A 17,521-nucleotide genomic window follows, 5' to 3' on the forward strand; every position below is an offset into this window, starting at 1 on the left:
GGACCGCCCATGAACCCCGCAGAGATCCCCCAGGTCGCCACCCCGGTCATCGCGATAGACGGCACCGCCGCCAGCGGCAAGGGCACGGTCGCGCGCCGCGTGGCCGAGGCGCTCGGCTTCGACCATCTCGACACCGGGGCCCTCTACCGCGCGGTCGGGCTGGCCGTCCTGCGGTCCGGCGGCGATCCGGGGGACGCGGCGGCGGCGGCGCGCGCGGCCCAGTCGCTGCGGCCGGGCGACATCGGGGGCCTGATCGGCGACCCGGCGCTGCGCAGCGAGACGACCGGCTCGGCGGCCAGCAAGGTCGCCGTCGTGCCGGCCGTGCGCGAAGCGCTTCTCGACTTCCAGCGCGGCTTCGCCGGCCACCCGCCGCGCGGCCGCGGCGCGGTGCTGGACGGGCGCGACATCGGCACGGTCGTCTGTCCGGACGCCGCCGCCAAGCTGTTCGTGACCGCGGACGTGGAAGTACGTGCCGAACGCCGACTCAAGGAGTTGCTCGGCCGCGGCGCACCGGCTATATATGCCGCTGTCCTGGAGGACATGAGGGAACGCGACGCGCGAGACAGCCAGAGGGCGGTGGCACCGCTCCGGCCGGCCGCCGACGCGTTTCTGCTCGATACGTCGTCCCTCGATGCCGACCAGGCGTTCGAGGCGGCCATGTCCTTCATCAGGACGAAGGCCGGGATCGGCTGAGATCCGGCCTTTCGACGATCCAGGACGATAATCCAAGTCGCCGGGCATGGGGTCCGGCGCGGCGGACGGTTCCCTGTTAACACGAGTGTGCCGACAGGGAGCCGGGCGCTTTCGTATCAACCAAGGAGTTTCAATGGCACAGCTTGCAGCCAAGTCCGACAGCATGGGCGACAAGGAAAGCTTCGCCGCCCTGTTGGAGGAGTCGCTCGGCACGTCCGACAGCCTCGAGGGTACCGTCGTCAAGGGCCGGGTCGTCTCGGTCGAGAACGACATGGTCCTGATCGATGTCGGCCTGAAGTCCGAGGGCCGCGTCCAGATGAAGGAATTCGCCGGCCCCGGCGGTCAGCCTGCCGAGCTGAAGGCTGGCGACACGGTCGAGGTCTACCTGGAGCGCATGGAGGACAAGAACGGCGAGGCCGTCCTGTCCCGCGAGAAGGCGAAGCGCGAGGAGGCCTGGACCCAGCTCGAGAAGGCGTTCAACGAGCAGCAGCGGGTCACGGGCATCATCTTCGGCCGCGTCAAGGGCGGCTTCACCGTCGACCTCTCGGGCGCCGTGGCGTTCCTGCCCGGCAGCCAGGTCGACATCCGTCCCGTCCGCGACATCTCCCCGCTGCTCGGCACCCCGCAGCCGTTCCAGATCCTCAAGATGGACCGCTCGCGCGGCAACATCGTCGTGTCGCGGCGCGCCGTGCTCGAGGAGAGCCGGGCCGAGGCGCGCTCGGAGCTGGTGGCCAACCTCAAGGAAGGCCAGGTGCTCCAGGGCGTCGTCAAGAACATCACCGACTACGGTGCGTTCGTCGACCTGGGCGGCGTGGACGGCCTGCTGCACGTCACCGACATCGCGTGGCGCCGCATCAACCACCCGTCCGAGGCGCTGCAGATCGGCCAGACCGTCACGGTCCAGGTCATCCGCTTCAACCCCGAGACCCAGCGCATCAGCCTCGGCATGAAGCAGCTCGAGGCCGACCCGTGGGAAGGCGTCGAGGCGAAGTATCCGGTCGGGGCCAAGTTCAAGGGCCGCGTCACCAACATCACGGACTACGGCGCGTTCGTGGAGCTGGAGCCGGGCATCGAGGGGCTGGTCCACGTCTCCGAGATGTCCTGGACCAAGAAGAATGTCCACCCCGGCAAGATCGTGTCGACCTCCCAGGAGGTCGAGGTGATGATCCTCGACGTCGATCCGCAGAAGCGGCGCATCTCGCTGGGCCTCAAGCAGTGCCTGGAGAACCCGTGGGAGTCCTTCGTGGACAAGTACCCGGCGGGGACCGAGCTCGAGGGCGAGGTCAAGAACATCACGGAGTTCGGTCTGTTCGTGGGCCTTCCGGGCGACATCGACGGCATGGTCCACATGTCGGACATCGACTGGAACAAGGCCGGCGAGGAGGCGATCGCCGAGTTCAAGAAGGGCGACCACGTCCGCGTCAAGGTCCTCGACGTCGACGTCGAGAAGGAGCGCATCAGCCTCGGCATCAAGCAGTTGGGCAGCGATCCGTTCGAGTCCGCGGCGGCCGGCCTGCGCAAGGGTGAGGTCGTGACCTGCACCGTGACCCAGGTGACCGACAACGGCATCGAGGTTTCGGTCGGCGACGGCTACCAGGGCTTCATCCGCAAGTCCGACCTGTCGCGCGAACGTTCGGAGCAGCGCCCCGACCGCTTCGCCGTCGGCGATAAGGTCGACGCCAAGGTGACCCAGGTCGATCGCAGCTCGCGCCGCATCGGCCTGTCGATCAAGGCGAAGGAAGTCGAGGAGGAGAAGCAGGCGATGGCCGAGTTCGGTTCGTCCGACAGCGGCGCCTCGCTCGGCGACATCCTCGGGGCCGCCCTGCGCCGCAGGCAGCAGGAAGGCGACGAGTAGTCCTCGTCTCCGAGCCAGACGGGAAGGGCCGCCGCGGGAGACCGCGGCGGCCCTCTTCGTTTCTTCGTAAATGCTTGTTCCAGAGACACTTAGCTTGACGGTTGCGCCTCCGGTTTGGCACGCTCGTTCCGCCCGGCGTGTTCGACCGCATGCGCGACCGCGCGTTCGGGAGGGCCGGGGAAAGCCAACGGAACGATCGATGACCAAGTCGGAGCTGATCCTGCGTCTGGCGGAACGCCACCCCCATCTCCTGCAGCGCGACGTCGAGCGCATCGTCACCACGATCTTCGACGAGATCTCCGCGGCGCTCGCGCGCGGCGAGCGGGTCGAGCTGCGCGGGTTCGGCGCCTTCTCGGTGAAGCGGCGGGACGCGAGGGTGGGGCGGAACCCGCGCACCGGTGCCAGCGTTCAGGTCGATGAGAAATTCATCCCGTTCTTCAAGACCGGCAAGCAGCTTCGCGAGCGGCTGAACGCGGAGTGAACGCCCGCGTCGCACTGGGAGACCGTCTTTGCGCCATCTGTCCTGGGTCATCACCATCCCGCTCGCGCTTCTCGTCATCTCGTTCGCGGTCAGCAATCGCGACGAGGTCTCGCTCGGCCTGTGGCCACTGCCGGGCCGGATGGAAGTGCCGCTGTTCCTGGTCGGGCTGCTGGGGCTGCTGATCGGCTTCCTCGCCGGCGGCATCGTCGCCTGGGTGGCGGGGCGCCGGCACCGCGTCGCGGCGAGGCGGGAGGCGCGCCGCGCCGCCCGGCTGTCGCAGGAACTGGACGACGAGCGCCGGCGGCACGCGACGGCGGAGGCGAAGCTGGCCGAGGCGGCGCGCGAGGTGTCGGCCGCGGCGTCGGCGCTGCCGGTCGGACCGTCGGCCAAGACGCGCCTGGAGCTGGCCGGCCCGAAACAATGATCCTTCCGGCGGCCGCGCGCCGGAACACGTGACGCGAGGAAGTCCGCGATGCGCATCATCAGTGCCGCCGAACTGGAGGCCGTGCTCGATTTCGGCCCCCTGGTCGAGAGATTGCGCCGGATGTTCCGCTCCGGATGCGAGGCACCGGTGCGTCATCACCACACGGTGCCGACCTTGGGCCAGCACGCCGCGACGCTGCTGCTGATGCCCGCCTGGCAGATGGGGCGCCACATCGGCGTCAAGATCGTGACCGTGTTCCCGGAGAACGGCGAGAAGTCCCTGCCCTCCGTGATGGGGGCCTATCTGCTGCTGGACGGCAAGACCGGCACGCCGCTGGCGCTTCTGGACGGCCCGACCCTGACGATCAAGCGGACGGCCTCGGCCTCGGCGCTGGCGGCCTCCTATCTCGCGCGGCCCGACGCGTCGCGCCTGCTGATGGTCGGCACCGGGGCGCTCGCGCCCAACCTCGTGCTCGCCCATGCCACGGTCCGGCCGATCCGCGAGGTGCTGATCTGGGGCCGCTCCGTGGCCAAGGCCGAACGGCTGGCCCGGGCGCTGGGCCGCAAGGGGCTGTCCGTCTCGGCCACCGACGACCTCGAGGCGGCGGCCCGCGGCGCCCACGTGATCTCCTGCGCCACGCTGGCGCGCGAGCCGCTGATCCGGGGCGAGTGGCTGCCGGACGGCTGCCACCTCGACCTCGTCGGCGGCTTCACGCCCGAGATGCGCGAGGCCGACGACGAGGCGGTCCGGCGCGCCCGCGTCTTCGTCGACACCGTCGAGGGGGCCACGAAGGAGGCGGGCGACATCGTGCAGCCGATCGCCGCCGGCGTGCTGGACGCCGGGGACATCGCCGGCGACCTGTTCGCGCTGACCCGCGGCGAGCGGGCCGGCCGGCGCTTCTACGACCAGATCACCCTATTCAAGTCGGTGGGCACCGCGCTGGAGGACCTCGCCGCGGCCCAGCTCGCGGTCGAGCTCGTCTGACCGGAGAAAGGATTTCCATGCTGCCCGCGCACCGCATCTTCGCCGCCGTCGACACTACCGGGACCGAGGAGGCGTCGGCCCTGATCGGGTCGCTCGCGGGCTCCGTCGGCGGCATCAAGCTCGGGCTCGAGTTCTTCGTCGCCCGCGGGCCGGACGGCATCCGCGCCGCGATGGGCGGCACGGGCCTGCCGCTGTTCCTGGACCTGAAGCTGCACGATATCCCCAACACCGTCGCGGGGGCCGTGCGGGCGGCCGTGCCGCTGGCGCCGGCCTTCCTGACGCTGCACGCGTCCGGCGGGCTGGCGATGATGCGGGCCGCGCGCGACGCGGCGCAGGACGCGGCGGCCCGGGCCGGCGTCGCGCCTCCCCGCCTGCTGGCGGTCACGGTGCTGACCAGCCTCGACGACGCCGATCTCGGCCGGGTCGGGCAGGCGGGCCCGGCCGCCGACCAGGTGGTGCGTCTGGCCGCCCTCGCGGCGGAGGCCGGCATCGACGGGATCGTCTGTTCGCCGGCCGAAGTCGCCGAGCAGCGCCGCCGCCACGGGCCGGGCTTCGTGCTGATGGTGCCGGGCATCCGGCCCGCCGGTTCGGACGTGGGCGACCAGAAGCGGGTCATGACCCCGCGCGAGGCGGTGGAGGCCGGGGCCGACTACCTCGTGATCGGGCGGCCGATCACGCAGGCCGCCGATCCCGCGGCGGCCGCGCGCGCGATCGTCGGAAGCCTGTCGTGACGGTCGCGGTCAAGATCTGCGGCATCGGCGATCCGGCGGCGATGACCGCGGCGGTGGAGGGCGGGGCGCGCTGGGCCGGCCTCGTCTTCTACGAGCGCTCTCCCCGCCACGTCGCGCCGCCGCTGGCGGCCGAGCTGGCGCGGATGGTTCCGACGGGGATACGCACGGTCGGCCTGTTCGTCGACCCCGACGACGAGTATCTCGCCAGCGTCGTGACGCGGGTGCCTCTCGACCTGATCCAGCTCCACGGCGAGGAGACGCCGGCGCGCGTCGCCGCGATCCGGGCCGCCCATGCGATCCCGGTCATGAAGGCGCTCAAGGTCGGCGAACCGGGCGACCTGGACCGTGCCGCCGCCTATGCGGGCAGCGCCGACCGGCTGCTGTTCGACGCCCGGCCGCCGGCGCGCGTCTCGGCGCTGCCGGGCGGCAACGGGATCCCGTTCGACTGGACGATCCTCGCCGGCCGCAGCTTCCCGCTGCCCTGGATGCTGTCCGGCGGGCTGACGGCCGCCAATCTCGGCGAGGCGGTCGCCGTCAGCGGGGCCGGCGCGGTCGACGTCAGCAGCGGCGTCGAGGACCGTCCCGGCCACAAGGACCCGGCGCTCGTCCGGGCGTTCCTGGCCGAGGCGGCCCGTCTCTGACCGGAAGTGGCCAAGTGACGCTCGTTCAACTGATCATCGGCTTTGCGCTCCTGATGGGCGGGGGCGAGGCGCTGGTGAAGGGCAGCGTCGCCGTCGCCCGCCGCCTCGGCATCTCGCCGCTGGTGATCGGGCTCACCCTCGTCGGCTTCGGCACGTCGATGCCGGAGCTGGTGGCGAGCGTCCAGGCCGCCCTGATCGGCTCGCCCGGCATCGCCGTCGGCAACATCGTCGGCAGCAACATTGCAAACATCCTGCTGATCCTCGGCGTCTCAGCCGCCATCCTGCCGGTGGCGACGACCCGCGAGGCGTTCCGCCGCGACGGCTCGGTGCTGGTCGGGGCCAGCGTGCTGCTCCTGGCCGTGGCCTTGTACGGCTTCCTCGACCGTCTGGTCGGCCTCGGCTTCCTCGCCCTGCTCGCCGCCTACGTCGTCTACACCTACGTCTCCGAGCGGCGCAGGGAGGACGCAGCGGCGCGGATGCACGCCGCCAGGGCGCAGGAGCGGCCGGACCTGCCGCCGCGCGGCCTCGGCCTGGGCTTCGGCCTGCTGCTCGCGGCGGGCGGCATCGCGGCCGTCGTCGTCGGCGCGGACCTGCTGGTCGGCGCGGCGCTGACGGTCGCGCGGGCGGCCGGCATCTCCGAGACGGTGATCGGCCTGACCCTGGTCGCCGTCGGCACCTCGCTGCCCGAGCTGGTCACCTCGGTGATGGCGGCGCTGCGCAGGCACGGCGACGTCGCGTTCGGCAACGTCGTCGGCAGCAACATCTTCAACATCCTCGGCATCGCCGGGGTGACGGCCGTGGTGAGCCCGTTCGCCGTCCCGGCCGAGATCGTGCGCTTCGACGTCTGGGTGATGGTCGGGACCACCCTGCTGCTGGTGGTCTTCGCCGTCACGGGGTGGCGGGTCAGCCGCCGCGAGGCCGCCGTCTTCCTGGCCTTGTACGCCGCGTACCTCGCGGCCCAGCTCTCGCCCGGCGCCCGGACGCTGCTGGGGCTCGCCTAGAAGGCGTCGCCCCGGGCAGCGGCCGGCGTCAGGCCCGCGCTCCCTGCGCCTTGATGTGCGCGACCATCTGATCGACCACGGTGCCCCAGCCCTCGAAGAACCCCATGTCCTCGTGGTTCTTCCGGGCTTCCTCGTCGCCATGTATCGCGATGGCCGTGTACTTCGTTCCAGCCCCGTTCCTGGCAAGCTCCAGCACGGCGGTGAAGAAGGGCTTCGCGGCCGGGCGATATCCGGGCAGGAGCGCATCCGTGAAGATCAGCCGCTCGTTCGGCGTCACTTCCAGATAGCAGCCGGCGTTCGGGAACTCCTTGCCCTCGGGCGAGCGCATGACGGTGCTGAACACGCCTCCCGGACGCACGTCGAGTTCGCAGGCGGTGATGGTCCACGGCTTCGGCACGAACCATTCGCGCAGGTGCTCGGGCGTCGTCCACGCCTTCCAGACGAGTTCGACCGGGACGTCGATCTCGCGCACCAGCACGAGGTCGAGTTTCGGGTCGATCTTGATCACGGGCGACGTCATTCGGATTCCTCCTCCTTCATTTTCATGAGATAGCTGTCGAGCTGGTCGAGGCGGCGTTCCCACAGCTTGCGCTGTCGCCCGAGCCAGTCTTCCACCAGCTTGAGCGGCTCGGGTTCGAGCTCGTAGGTGCGCACGCGGCCGACCTTGCGCGAGCGCACCAGACCGCTTCGTTCGAGCATCCTCAGGTGCTCGACGAAGGACGGAAGGGCCATGTCGTAGGGCGCCGCCAGTTCGCTCACCGAAGCCGGCCGGGAACTGAGCCGTTCCAGGACATGTCGGCGCGTCGGATCGGACAGGGCGCGAAAGACGCCGTCTATCATGCCCGCCGTCGGGATCTGCCGTCCCTGCTCCTGGCTGCGGCCTGCCTGCGGCATCGCTGCGTTCTCCTCCGGTTTCGCCCCCCGCGCTCCGGCTCTCCGTGGGGCGTTGATACATGGACCAGATACTTAGGGCAATCCCTAAATATAACGACCCGGCAGGGAGCGGGGCATGCGTCGGGAGCATGCCGTGCGGGCCGTGGTCGGGATCGGATATGGGCGTGGCGGGATGGTCGAGAAGGCGGGAAGCCGGCGCGACGGCGCGTCCGTCACGCCGGTCCCGCGCAGGCTTCCCTCGGCGGCGCGGGCCTAATCGCGTGCCGCCGGCTCCTCCGTGCTGCGCCGCTTGGCCGGGGAGCCGGGCACCCACCAGCGCGGCGCCTCGGCGGGGACGGCCCCTTCGGGCTCGCCCCGCGTCTTCAGCACCGAGATCAGCATCGAGCCGCCGATCAGCGCCGCGGTGACGCCGAGCGCCAGCGCCGTCGGCACCTTGTAGATGTCCATGATCAGCATCTTCGTGCCGATCGCGATCAGGACCAGGGACAGCCCGTATTTGAGGTAGTGGAAGCGGTGGATCACCGAGGCCAGACCGAAATACAGCGCCCGCAGGCCCAGGATCGCGAACACGTTGGAGGTCCAGACGATGAACGGGTCGGTCGTGACCGCGAACACGGCCGGGATCGAATCGACCGCGAAGACGAGGTCGGTGATCTCGATCAGGATCAGCACGAGGAACAGCGGCGTCATCATCCGCACGCCGTCGCGGACGACGAAGAAGCGCTCGCCTTCGTAGCCCTCCGTCATGCGGAAACGGGAACGGACCAGCCGGACGACGCGGTTGTTCTCCATGTCCGGCTCCTCGTCGACGGCCCGCAGCATCCGGATGCCGCTGAACACGAGGAAGGCGCCGAACAGGTACATGATCCAGTGGAACTCCTGGACCAGCGTGGTCCCGGCCAGGATCAGGATGCCGCGCATCACCACCGCGCCCAGGATGCCCCAGAACAGCACCCGGTGCTGGTGCTGCGGCGCGACGGAGAAATGCGAGAAGATCAGTACGATGACGAAGATGTTGTCGATGCTGAGGCTGTATTCGATCAGGTAGCCGGTCAGGAACTCCAGCGCCTTGCCCGAACCTTCGAAGTAGAGGATCCCGGCGCAGAACATCATCGCGATGACGAAGTACGCGCCGCAGCGCGCGAGCGCCTCGCGGCCGGTGATGGTCTTCGCGCCCTTGGTGAGGACGCCGAGGTCGAAGGCCAGCAGAGCGGCGATAAGGGCCGCGAAGCCCAACCATGGCCAGATGGATGCGTCCACGGGACGTCTCCTGATGAATCGCTTCGGAAAAGGGGGCGGCTCGGCGGCGAGGCCGTCAGTTCGGCGCCGGCGGCGGTATCGAGGTCGTTCCGGTCATCGTCTTGTCCAGCAAGGGGCGCGAACGCCCGCCCGATGCCGCTCTCGGCGCGGGGGCCGCGGGAAGCGTACCGGCTCTCACGGGAATGGTCGCGGGAGCGGCTTTCACGCGGCCGCCGTGACGGGCGGCTCAAGTGGAAAGTCCGACATCGCAGCGCCGGGCGACGCTGCCAGAGGGGCCCGGACCCGGCCCGTATGTAACTCGGGCGCGCCGCCGGTTCAAGCGCGCTCGCGCGCCGCCGGTTCAAGCGCTCCCGCCGGCTCGTGCCGGGCGTCCCCAGCCCGGTCTTGGAAAATCGGGACGCCGCCGTTATGGTGGCGCCTTGATCGGGGACGGGGTTCCTTCCGTTCCGCGCAAGTCGAGACTGGACCCGTGACCGCTTCACAACAGCCGCTGAACACGTACCGTGCCGGCCCGGACGAGCACGGCCACTTCGGCATCTACGGCGGACGCTTCGTCGCCGAGACGCTGATGCCGCTGATCCTGGACGTGGAGAAGGCCTACGAGGCCGCCAAGCGCGACACCGCGTTCAAGAACGAGCTGCGCTATTACCTGACCCAGTATGTCGGCCGGCCGAACCCGCTCTACTTCGCCGAGCGCCTGACCCGCGAGCTCGGCGGCGCCAAGGTCTACTTCAAGCGCGACGAGCTGAACCATACCGGCGCGCACAAGATCAACAACTGCATGGGCCAGATCCTGCTGGCCCGGCGCATGGGCAAGCGGCGCATCATCGCCGAGACCGGCGCCGGCCAGCACGGCGTCGCGACCGCCACGGTTTGCGCGCTGTTCGGCCTGCCCTGCGTCGTCTACATGGGCGAGGTCGACGTCGAGCGGCAGAAGCCCAACGTCTTCCGCATGAAGCTGCTGGGCGCCGAGGTCCGGCCGGTGAAGTCCGGCGGCCGCACGCTGAAGGACGCGATGAACGAGGCGCTGCGCGACTGGGTCGGCAACGTCGAGGACACGTTCTACATCATCGGCACCGTCGCCGGCCCGCATCCCTATCCCGCCATGGTCCGCGACTTCCAGTCCGTGATCGGCGAGGAGGTGCGCGAGCAGATGCTGGCGGCCGAGGGCCGGCTGCCCGACACGCTGGTCGCGGCGGTGGGCGGCGGCTCCAACGCGATGGGCCTGTTCCATCCGTTCCTGGACGAGCCGAGCGTCTCGATGATCGGGGTCGAGGCCGCCGGCCACGGGCTCGACACGCCCGAGCACGCGGCCTCGATGAACGGCGGCCGGCCGGGCGTGCTGCACGGCAACCGCACCTACCTGCTCCAGGACGAGGACGGCCAGGTGGTCGAGGGGCACTCGATCTCCGCCGGCCTCGATTATCCCGGGGTCGGGCCGGAACATTCATGGCTGCGCGACGTCGGCCGCGTGCGCTACGAGGCGGTGACCGACCGCGAGGCGCTGGACGCCTTCCAGCTCCTCGCCCGTACCGAGGGCATCCTGCCAGCCCTGGAGCCGGCGCACGCGCTGGCCCAGGTGGTCAAGGAAGCGCCGAAGCTGCCGGACGACCACCTGATGGTGATGAACCTGTGCGGCCGGGGCGACAAGGACATCTTCTCCGTCGCCGAGGCCCTGGGAGTGACGCTGTGAGCACCGGAACCGTGGGCGCCGCCCGGATCGCGGCGCGCTTCGAGAAGCTGCGCGCCGAGGGGCGCGCCGGCCTCGTCGCCTTCATCACCGCGGGCGACCCCGACCACGACACCTGCCGCGCCCTGCTGGACGGCCTGCCCGCGGCGGGGGCCGACCTGATCGAGCTCGGCATGCCCTTCACCGACCCGATGGCCGACGGCCCGGCGATCCAGGCCGGCAGCCTGCGCGCGCTGAAGGCCGGCGCGCGCATGACCCGGACGCTCGACCTCGTGCGCGGCCTGCGTGCGCGCGACGCCGAGACGCCGGTGATCCTGATGGGCTACTACAACCCCATCCACAGCTACGGCGTCGCCCGCTTCCTCGACGACGCGCGCGCCGCCGGCGTCGACGGCCTGATCGTCGTCGACCTGCCGCCGGAGGAGGACGCCGAGCTGTGCCTGCCGGCGCTGGAAGCCGGGCTCAGCTTCGTCCGCCTCGCGACGCCGACGACGGACGACGCGCGGCTTCCGGCCGTGCTCGCCAACACCAGCGGCTTCGTCTACTACGTCTCGATCACCGGGATCACCGGCACCGCGTCCGCGTCCGACGCGGCCGTCGCGGACGCCGTCGCCCGGCTGCGCCGCCACACCCCGCTGCCGGTCGCGGTCGGCTTCGGCATCTCGACGCCCGAGCGCGCGGCGGCCGTCGCCCGCGTCGCCGACGCGGCGGTCGTCGGCTCGGCGATCGTGAACCGCGTCGCCGCCGGCCTCGACGCCGAGGGCAGGGCGAAGCCCGGCCTCGTCGGGGAGACGCTGGCCTTCGTCCGGCAGCTCGCCGACGCCGTCCGCACCGCGCGTCATCATCAGGAAGCCGCATCATGAACTGGCTGACCAACTTCGTCCGTCCGAAGATCCGCGCGCTTGTCTCCAAGAAGGAAGTGCCGGACAATCTGTGGCTGAAATGCGGGAACTGCGAGGCGATGATCTTCCATCGCGACCTCGAGGAGAACCTGCACGTCTGCCAACATTGCGGCTTCCACATGCGCATCGACCCGGTGCGCCGCCTGAAGATGCTGTTCGACGAGGGCGAGTACCAGGCGATCGAGCTGCCGAAGGTGGCGCCCGACCCGCTGCGCTTTCGCGACCAGAAGCGCTACACCGACCGCCTGAAGGAGGCGCAGGCCAAGACCGGCCGTTCCGACGCCCTCATCGTCGCGCACGGGCGCATGGGCGACATGCCGGTCGTCGTCGCCGCCTTCGACTTCACCTTCATGGGCGGCTCGATGGGCATCGCCGTCGGCGAGGGGCTGGTCGCCGCCGCGCGTCTCGCCGTGCTGCAGGACGCGCCGCTGATCGTCGTCCCGGCCTCGGGCGGCGCGCGCATGCAGGAGGGCATCCTGTCCCTGATGCAGATGCCGCGCAGCGTGATCGCGGCCGAGATGGTGAAGGAGGCGGGGCTGCCCTACGTCGTCGTCCTGACCGACCCGACGACCGGCGGCGTCACCGCCAGCTTCGCGATGCTGGGAGACGTCCACATCGCGGAGAAGGGGGCGCAGATCGGCTTCGCCGGGGCCCGCGTCATCGAGGACACGATCCGCGAGACCCTGCCCGAAGGCTTCCAGCGTGCCGAGTACCTGCTCGCCCACGGCATGGTCGACATGGTCGTGCACCGCAAGGAGCTGCGCCCGACGCTGATCCGGCTGCTCGACCTGCTGCGCCGGCCGCACCCGACGGCCGAGGTCCTGACCCTGCCGACCGCCGAGGCGGCCGGGGAGGAGCGGACGCTGCCGCCGGCGTCTCAGGGAGCGGCCCAGGAGGCGGTGAAGAGTGACACCGCCGAGACCGAGCGCTGAGCGCGTAGAGGCCGCCCTCGCGCGCCTCAAACGGCTCCACCCCTCCGTCATCGACCTGACGCTGGAGCGCGTCCACCGGCTGCTGGCGCGTCTCGGCCATCCCGAGCGCGCGCTGGCGCCGGTCGCGCACGTCGCCGGCACCAACGGCAAGGGCTCGACCGTCGCGTTCCTGCGCGCCTTCCTGGAGGCTGCGGGGCTGCGGGTCCATGTCTACACCTCGCCCCATCTCGTCCGCTTCAACGAGCGCATCCGGATCGCCGGCCGCATCGTCGGCGACGACGCGCTCGCCTCCCTGCTGGAGGAGTGCGAGACGGTCAATGCCGGCGAGCCGATCACCTTCTTCGAGATCACGACCTGCGCCGCCTTCCTCGCCTTCGCGCGCGAGCCGGCGGACATCGTGCTGCTGGAGACCGGGCTCGGCGGCCGGCTGGACGCGACCAACGTCGTGGCGCGGCCGGCCGTCACCGCGATCACGCCGGTCTCGATGGACCACATGGACTATCTCGGCAGCACCCTCGATGAGATCGCGGCCGAGAAGGCCGGCATCCTGAAGCCCGGCGTGCCCTGCGTCCTGGCGCCCCAGGCGGCCGCGGCCGAGGCGGTCGTGATGGCGCGCGCCGCCGCCCTCGGGACCCCGCTGGACCGCTGCGGCGCCGACTGGCGCGTCGAGCTGCGCCGCAACGGCTTCGCGCTCGGGGACGGGGAGGGGACGCGCGCCTTCCCGATGCCCGCACTCGCCGGGCCCCACCAGCCCGTCAACGCCGCGGTCGCGATCCGCTGCCTCGCCCATCTGCCGGTCGCCGTGGACGAGGCGGCCGTCGTCCGCGGCCTCGCCGCGGTCGACTGGCCCGGCCGCCTGCAGCATCTCGCCTCCGGCCCGCTCGCGGCCCTGCTGCCGGAGGGCTGGCAGCTCTGGGCCGATGCCGGCCACAATCCCGACGCGGCCGGGCTGCTGGCCCGCACGCTCGGCCAGTGGCGGGACGGGCCGCCCTGGCGGCTGGTCGTCGGCATGCTGGCCGACCGCGAGCCGCGCGACTTCCTGGCGCCGCTGGCCGCCCATGTGAGCGACGTCGCCGCCGTCCCGGTGCCAGGCGAGCCGCGCTCGCGCCCGCCGGCCGGCTGCGCCGCCGCGGCCCGGGACCTCGGCCTGCCCGCGGTCGAGGCGCCGGGCGTCGCCGAGGCGCTCCGCTCCCTCGTCCTGTCGTCCCCGGCACCGGCCCGCATCCTGGTGACGGGCTCGCTGGCGCTGGTCGGCACGGTGTTGCGCGACAGCGGCGCCGTGATCTCGTGAGCGGCCTCGCGGACGGGGGCCCGGCTGCCTACCAGGAGGTGCTCGACGACCTGTTCCGCACCTTCCTCGCGGCCAAGCCCCTGCTGCGCGGCCGCCGCGACGCGGAGATCCGCGAGCCCCGGCTGCTGGTCGGCCTCGCGGACCGGTTCGGCCTCCTGCCGCCGCCGGAACGCACGATCCGGGTCACCGGCAGCAAGGGCAAGGGCTCGGTCGCCCGTTTCGCCGCCGCGATGATCGGCGCGGCGCGGCCGGGCGAACCGGTCGGGCTGCTGACCTCGCCGGAGGAGATCGACCATGTCGACCGCATCCGCGTCGACGGCGCGCCGATCCCGCGCGCCGACCTCGTGCGCCTCCATGCCTGGCTGAAGCCGGAACTCGCGGCGCTGGAGGCCGGCCTCGCCCCGGGGCGCTACCTGTCGCCCTCGGGGCAGTTCCTGCTGCTGGCGCTCGCCTGGTTCCGCGAGCGGGGCGTGCGCCACGTCGTGCTCGAGGGCGGGCGCGGCATGCTGCACGACGAGGTCGGCTGGGTCGCCTCGAAGGTCGGGGTCGTCACGACCATCCTGCGCGAGCATGTCGAGCATCTCGGCCCCACCCTCGACGACGTCGCGCGCGAGAAGCTGCACGTCGCGGCGCTGTCGGAGGTGACGGTGCTCGGCCCCGGCTGCGCGCGCTGGGTCGGCTCGCTGGCGCCGGCAGACGCCGTGCTCGTCCCGGCGCCGCCCCCATCGGCGGCGGCGCCGGGCTGGATCGCTCTCGACCGCGCGCTTGCCGCTACGGCGGTGGAGGCTTGTCTCGGTCCCGGTACGATCGTTCCGGCGGCGCTGCCCCTGCCCAACGTGCCGTCCTTCGGCCGGCTCGAGGCGGCCGGACGCCCGCTGTGGTACGAGGGGCTGATCGCGGCGGACAGCTTCGACGCGGCGTTCTGGGGCCCGGTGCTGGCGCGCGGGCCGGCGCTGGTGCTGGCGTCGCTGACCGACGACAAGGACGTGGACGGCGTCGACGCCGCCTTCGCGCGGCTCGGCGCGCCGCCGCTGCACGTCGTGCTCGCCGGCGAGCGCGGCTTCCTCGCCTATGGGCGCGCCCGCGCCGCGTTCGGCGGGCGCGTGGCCGGCCCGGTCGGCTACGACGACGGGCCGGCGCTGCGCGGCCTGGTCGCCGGGCTCCTGCGCGAGCACCGGGCGGAGCTGGCCGTCGCCGTCGGCACGCAGACCTTCCTGCGCCTGCTCAAGCAAGCGTTCGTTTCCTGACCGGAACGTCCTGGCGCATGGGCCGGCATACGGGCGGGGCACGGCTGACCCGCGAAATGGTTCGGGCTTCGGCGGCGGGCTTTGAGCGATAGTCGCGCCATGACCAGCATGACCACCGCCGCCCGCCCCGGAGTCCAGGCCGGACTTCCGAGCAGAGGCATCGCGTTGATTCTCGGCGCGGTGATCCTGTTCGTCGTGATGGACTCGCTCGGCAAGTATCTCGGGGCCCGGTATCCGATCTGGCAGGTGGTATGGGCGCGCTACGCCTTCCACATGCTGCTGATGGTGCCGCTGCTGGCGAGCGGGCGGGTGATCATGCGCCCGGCGCGGCCGGGGCTGCAGCTGTTCCGCTCGCTGATGCTGGTCTCGGTGACGTCCCTGTTCTACACGGCGCTGCAGTTCATGCCGCTGCCGGTGGCGAGCTCGATCGGCTTCCTGGCGCCGCTGCTGATGACGGCGCTGTCGATGCCGCTGCTGGGCGAGCGGGTCGGCCCGCGCCGCTGGGCCGCCGTCGTCGTCGGCTTCGCCGGCGTGCTGATCGTGATCCGACCGGGGCCGGACATGCATCCGGCGATGCTGCTGCCGCTGCTGATGGCGGTCTGCTATGCGCTGTACCAGATCTCGACCCGGGTGCTGAGCCGGAGCGACAACTCCCTGACCACGCTGTTCTGGACCGCGATCGGCGGGCTCGTGATTTCCAGCGCGATGCTGCCGTTCGGCAACTGGAAGACGCCGGACGCCGAGGGCTGGGTGATGCTGGTCTCGCTGGGCGTGATCGGCTGCGTGTCGCACATGATGCTGATCCGCGCCTACGCGCACGCGCCGGCCGCGGTGCTGGCGCCGTTCACCTACACGCAGCTCGTCTGGGCGTTCCCGGCGGGCTGGATCGTGTTCGGCGACGTCCCCGACGCATGGTCGCTGGTCGGCGGCGCCGTGATCGTCGCAAGCGGGCTGTATGTCTGGCACCGGGAGCGGGTGCGCGCGCGGGCCGCGCGCGAAGCAGCGGCGGTCTGATCCTCCCTCTGCGCGTCCGGCGCCGCCGCCCGTCCGCCTCCCCACGAATCGAGCCTGCGGCCGGTGAACCTCGGGGGCGATCCGGGCGCGACTGCAAACGCCCGCCAGCCGGTCCGACCGCGAGGCAGAACGTCAGTCGACCTCACCGGGGCCCGACTTCCAAGGAAAGCCAGGCGTAAATTCTCTCGATGGTTGAGCGTCGGTTGCCGGGACCGGAAACGGGCATGGGAGACTTCGAGAACTGGAGCCGGGGTTTCTAACGCTCTACCAGGCCTTGCAGTCGCGTGCGCCCGCTTTCCACCCGATGCGAAGCAGCCCGATCCGGCAGGAAATCCAACCGAAGGGAGTGGAAGGTATCCTTGACTCCCTTAATTGGAGATGAGATTGAACGCTATAACCTCTTATGCGTTCCGCTGCCTCCGGGGTGAGCTTTGGAAACGGTCCTGACCGCCGCACTGATCGCGTTCGCGGCATATCACTTCAAGTTCCGTGCGGAACTGCAGCGCAAGCGCGAAAACTCCGCCAGGTTCAGCACGAGGGACACTGCCAATCAGCTCCGTTTCGTCATGAACGCCGCCTTTCGCAAGAAAAGCGTGATGAGCCGGGCGGAATACCTCGTCTTCCGGACCATCGAGGGTCTGGTGAAGGCTTCGGGCAAGGGGCACCGGGTCTTCGCGCAGACCAGCCTCGGCGAGATCATCGGCACCGAAGACCGCAAGGCGTTCGAGTCCATCAACAGCAAGCGCATCGATATCCTGATCATCGATCCTTTCGGCCAGCCGGCGGTCGCCGTCGAATACCAGGGCGGCGGCCATTACCAGGGCGACGCCGCCGGGCGCGACGCGGTCAAGAAGGAAGCCTTGCGCAAGGCCGGGGTCGCGTATGTCGAGGTTCAGGACGGTGAAAGCGATGAGGGGGTCAGGCGCAAAGTGCTGGACGCCCTTGGGTGGAGCCATGCCGCCGCGGGGAGCACGAAGGCCGAGGCCGGATGAAGGCTGCGGCGCATTGCGTGGCGCGGGCTGCGGTCCCGCCCTCGCCGCGGACATGAATCGGCCCGGCCCCCGAAGGGGCCGGGCCGTTCGTTTCGGTGCCGGTCGGACCTCGTCAGAGCGAGGATTCGACCCACTGCTGCAACTGGGTCTTCGGCAGCGCGCCGATCTTGGTCGCCGCCACCTTGCCGTCCTTGAACAGCATCAGCGTCGGGATGCCGCGCACGCCGTACTGCGCCGGGGTGTTCGGGTTCTCGTCGACGTTGAGCTTGACGACGGTCAGCCGGCCCTGCAGGTCGTTCGCGATGTCCTCCAGGGCGGGGGCGATCATGCGGCACGGGCCGCACCACTCCGCCCAGAAATCCACCAGGACCGGCTGCTGGGAGTCCAGCACGTCGGACTTGAAGGTGGCGTCGGTGATTTTCGTGGTGCTCATGGTGTCCCTTGTCTCCGGTGAACGGGCCGGCTTCGGCCGGTGCCGTGGAGCTGCCT

General features: G+C 71.0%; 20 protein-coding genes. 16 read left to right on the forward strand and 4 right to left on the reverse strand.

Annotated elements, in window-relative coordinates:
* Nucleotides 1–9 precede the first annotated feature (9 nt).
* The 8 genes from VGO20_RS20095 (at nt 10) to VGO20_RS20130 (ending at nt 6,810) form a co-directional block, all read left to right on the forward strand.
* Entirely contained in the window at nt 10–693 is a 684-nt protein-coding gene (locus tag VGO20_RS20095) for a (d)CMP kinase (RefSeq protein ID WP_327504163.1), read from the forward strand.
* A 133-nt stretch (nt 694–826) separates the two neighbouring features.
* Nucleotides 827–2,548 (forward strand): 30S ribosomal protein S1, encoded by a 1,722-nt coding sequence (gene rpsA, locus VGO20_RS20100; RefSeq protein ID WP_327504164.1) that lies wholly within the window; start codon nt 827–829, stop codon nt 2,546–2,548.
* 199 nt (nt 2,549–2,747) lie between these two features.
* The gene (gene ihfB / locus VGO20_RS20105) at nt 2,748–3,029 is read left to right on the forward strand and encodes an integration host factor subunit beta (RefSeq protein ID WP_327504165.1); all 282 of its coding nucleotides are present in this window, start codon (nt 2,748–2,750) and stop codon (nt 3,027–3,029) included.
* A 28-nt stretch (nt 3,030–3,057) separates the two neighbouring features.
* Entirely contained in the window at nt 3,058–3,453 is a 396-nt protein-coding gene (locus VGO20_RS20110) for a lipopolysaccharide assembly protein LapA domain-containing protein (RefSeq protein ID WP_327504166.1), read from the forward strand.
* Between the two features lie 48 nt (nt 3,454–3,501).
* Nucleotides 3,502–4,437, forward strand: coding sequence for a bifunctional Delta(1)-pyrroline-2-carboxylate/Delta(1)-piperideine-2-carboxylate reductase (gene lhpI / locus VGO20_RS20115; protein WP_327504167.1), 936 nt, complete (start codon nt 3,502–3,504; stop codon nt 4,435–4,437).
* Nucleotides 4,438–4,454: 17 nt separating this feature from the next.
* The gene (gene pyrF / locus VGO20_RS20120) at nt 4,455–5,168 is read left to right on the forward strand and encodes an orotidine-5'-phosphate decarboxylase (protein ID WP_327504168.1); all 714 of its coding nucleotides are present in this window, start codon (nt 4,455–4,457) and stop codon (nt 5,166–5,168) included.
* Nucleotides 5,165–5,809: a phosphoribosylanthranilate isomerase gene (locus tag VGO20_RS20125; protein WP_327504169.1), complete on the forward strand. Its 645-nt coding sequence runs from the start codon at nt 5,165–5,167 to the stop codon at nt 5,807–5,809. Before pyrF ends, VGO20_RS20125 begins: the two co-directional genes overlap by 4 nt.
* Before the next feature lie 14 nt (nt 5,810–5,823).
* The gene (locus VGO20_RS20130) at nt 5,824–6,810 is read left to right on the forward strand and encodes a calcium/sodium antiporter (RefSeq protein ID WP_327504170.1); all 987 of its coding nucleotides are present in this window, start codon (nt 5,824–5,826) and stop codon (nt 6,808–6,810) included.
* Nucleotides 6,811–6,838: 28 nt separating this feature from the next.
* On the opposite strand, the gene VGO20_RS20135 is transcribed toward VGO20_RS20130, so the two are convergent.
* Both VGO20_RS20135 and VGO20_RS20140 read right to left on the reverse strand, forming a co-directional pair.
* Complete coding sequence (locus VGO20_RS20135) at nt 6,839–7,330, reverse strand: SRPBCC family protein (protein WP_327504171.1); 492 nt, start codon at nt 7,328–7,330, stop codon at nt 6,839–6,841.
* Nucleotides 7,327–7,704 (reverse strand): ArsR/SmtB family transcription factor, encoded by a 378-nt coding sequence (locus tag VGO20_RS20140; RefSeq protein WP_327504172.1) that lies wholly within the window; start codon nt 7,702–7,704, stop codon nt 7,327–7,329. The genes VGO20_RS20135 and VGO20_RS20140 overlap by 4 nt, the downstream gene beginning before the upstream one ends.
* Nucleotides 7,705–7,819: 115 nt before the next feature.
* On the opposite strand from VGO20_RS20140, the gene VGO20_RS20145 reads away from it, so the two are divergent.
* Nucleotides 7,820–7,960: a hypothetical protein gene (locus VGO20_RS20145; protein WP_327504173.1), complete on the forward strand. Its 141-nt coding sequence runs from the start codon at nt 7,820–7,822 to the stop codon at nt 7,958–7,960.
* Here VGO20_RS20145 and VGO20_RS20150 read toward each other — a convergent pair.
* The gene (locus VGO20_RS20150; RefSeq protein ID WP_327504174.1) at nt 7,957–8,964 is read right to left on the reverse strand and encodes a TerC family protein; all 1,008 of its coding nucleotides are present in this window, start codon (nt 8,962–8,964) and stop codon (nt 7,957–7,959) included. The two genes, VGO20_RS20145 and VGO20_RS20150, sit on opposite strands and share 4 nt — an antisense overlap.
* A gap of 469 nt (nt 8,965–9,433) precedes the next feature.
* Between VGO20_RS20150 and trpB the strand changes: the two genes are divergently transcribed.
* The 7 genes from trpB (at nt 9,434) to VGO20_RS20185 (ending at nt 17,032) form a co-directional block, all read left to right on the forward strand.
* Nucleotides 9,434–10,657, forward strand: a complete 1,224-nt coding sequence (gene trpB / locus VGO20_RS20155; RefSeq protein ID WP_327504175.1) for a tryptophan synthase subunit beta — start codon at nt 9,434–9,436, stop codon at nt 10,655–10,657.
* Nucleotides 10,654–11,517 (forward strand): tryptophan synthase subunit alpha, encoded by an 864-nt coding sequence (trpA, locus tag VGO20_RS20160; protein WP_327504176.1) that lies wholly within the window; start codon nt 10,654–10,656, stop codon nt 11,515–11,517. Before trpB ends, trpA begins: the two co-directional genes overlap by 4 nt.
* On the forward strand, nt 11,514–12,488 hold the full coding sequence (accD, locus tag VGO20_RS20165; RefSeq protein WP_327504177.1) for an acetyl-CoA carboxylase, carboxyltransferase subunit beta: 975 nt from the start codon (nt 11,514–11,516) through the stop codon (nt 12,486–12,488). The genes trpA and accD overlap by 4 nt, the downstream gene beginning before the upstream one ends.
* On the forward strand, nt 12,463–13,779 hold the full coding sequence (locus VGO20_RS20170) for a bifunctional folylpolyglutamate synthase/dihydrofolate synthase (RefSeq protein ID WP_327504178.1): 1,317 nt from the start codon (nt 12,463–12,465) through the stop codon (nt 13,777–13,779). Before accD ends, VGO20_RS20170 begins: the two co-directional genes overlap by 26 nt.
* Nucleotides 13,776–15,026 carry a hypothetical protein gene (locus VGO20_RS20175; RefSeq protein ID WP_327504179.1) on the forward strand — a complete coding sequence of 417 codons (1,251 nt, stop codon included), beginning with the start codon at nt 13,776–13,778 and terminating at the stop codon, nt 15,024–15,026. Before VGO20_RS20170 ends, VGO20_RS20175 begins: the two co-directional genes overlap by 4 nt.
* Nucleotides 15,027–15,125: 99 nt before the next feature.
* Nucleotides 15,126–16,040, forward strand: coding sequence for a DMT family transporter (locus tag VGO20_RS20180; RefSeq protein ID WP_327504180.1), 915 nt, complete (start codon nt 15,126–15,128; stop codon nt 16,038–16,040).
* A gap of 431 nt (nt 16,041–16,471) precedes the next feature.
* Entirely contained in the window at nt 16,472–17,032 is a 561-nt protein-coding gene (locus VGO20_RS20185) for a DUF2726 domain-containing protein (RefSeq protein WP_327504181.1), read from the forward strand.
* A gap of 112 nt (nt 17,033–17,144) precedes the next feature.
* Here the strand turns inward: VGO20_RS20185 and trxA are convergent, their stop codons facing one another.
* The gene (gene trxA / locus VGO20_RS20190; RefSeq protein WP_327504182.1) at nt 17,145–17,465 is read right to left on the reverse strand and encodes a thioredoxin TrxA; all 321 of its coding nucleotides are present in this window, start codon (nt 17,463–17,465) and stop codon (nt 17,145–17,147) included.
* Nucleotides 17,466–17,521 lie beyond the last annotated feature (56 nt).

It is taken from the genome of Arenibaculum sp. (assembly GCF_035998295.1).
Taxonomy (GTDB): Bacteria; Pseudomonadota; Alphaproteobacteria; order Azospirillales; family Azospirillaceae; genus DASYHS01.

Excerpts from the sequence above, each read along its gene's own strand:
- VGO20_RS20095 (WP_327504163.1), top strand. The coding sequence starts at position 10 with ATGAACCCCGCAGAGATCCCCCAGGTCGCCACCCCGGTCATCGCGATA.
- rpsA (WP_327504164.1), top strand. The coding sequence starts at position 827 with ATGGCACAGCTTGCAGCCAAGTCCGACAGCATGGGCGACAAGGAAAGC.
- ihfB (WP_327504165.1), top strand. The coding sequence starts at position 2,748 with ATGACCAAGTCGGAGCTGATCCTGCGTCTGGCGGAACGCCACCCCCAT.
- lhpI (WP_327504167.1), top strand. The coding sequence starts at position 3,502 with ATGCGCATCATCAGTGCCGCCGAACTGGAGGCCGTGCTCGATTTCGGC.
- pyrF (WP_327504168.1), top strand. The coding sequence starts at position 4,455 with ATGCTGCCCGCGCACCGCATCTTCGCCGCCGTCGACACTACCGGGACC.
- VGO20_RS20135 (WP_327504171.1), bottom strand. The coding sequence starts at position 7,330 with ATGACGTCGCCCGTGATCAAGATCGACCCGAAACTCGACCTCGTGCTG.
- VGO20_RS20140 (WP_327504172.1), bottom strand. The coding sequence starts at position 7,704 with ATGCCGCAGGCAGGCCGCAGCCAGGAGCAGGGACGGCAGATCCCGACG.
- VGO20_RS20145 (WP_327504173.1), top strand. The coding sequence starts at position 7,820 with ATGCGTCGGGAGCATGCCGTGCGGGCCGTGGTCGGGATCGGATATGGG.
- accD (WP_327504177.1), top strand. The coding sequence starts at position 11,514 with ATGAACTGGCTGACCAACTTCGTCCGTCCGAAGATCCGCGCGCTTGTC.
- VGO20_RS20180 (WP_327504180.1), top strand. The coding sequence starts at position 15,126 with ATGACCAGCATGACCACCGCCGCCCGCCCCGGAGTCCAGGCCGGACTT.
- trxA (WP_327504182.1), bottom strand. The coding sequence starts at position 17,465 with ATGAGCACCACGAAAATCACCGACGCCACCTTCAAGTCCGACGTGCTG.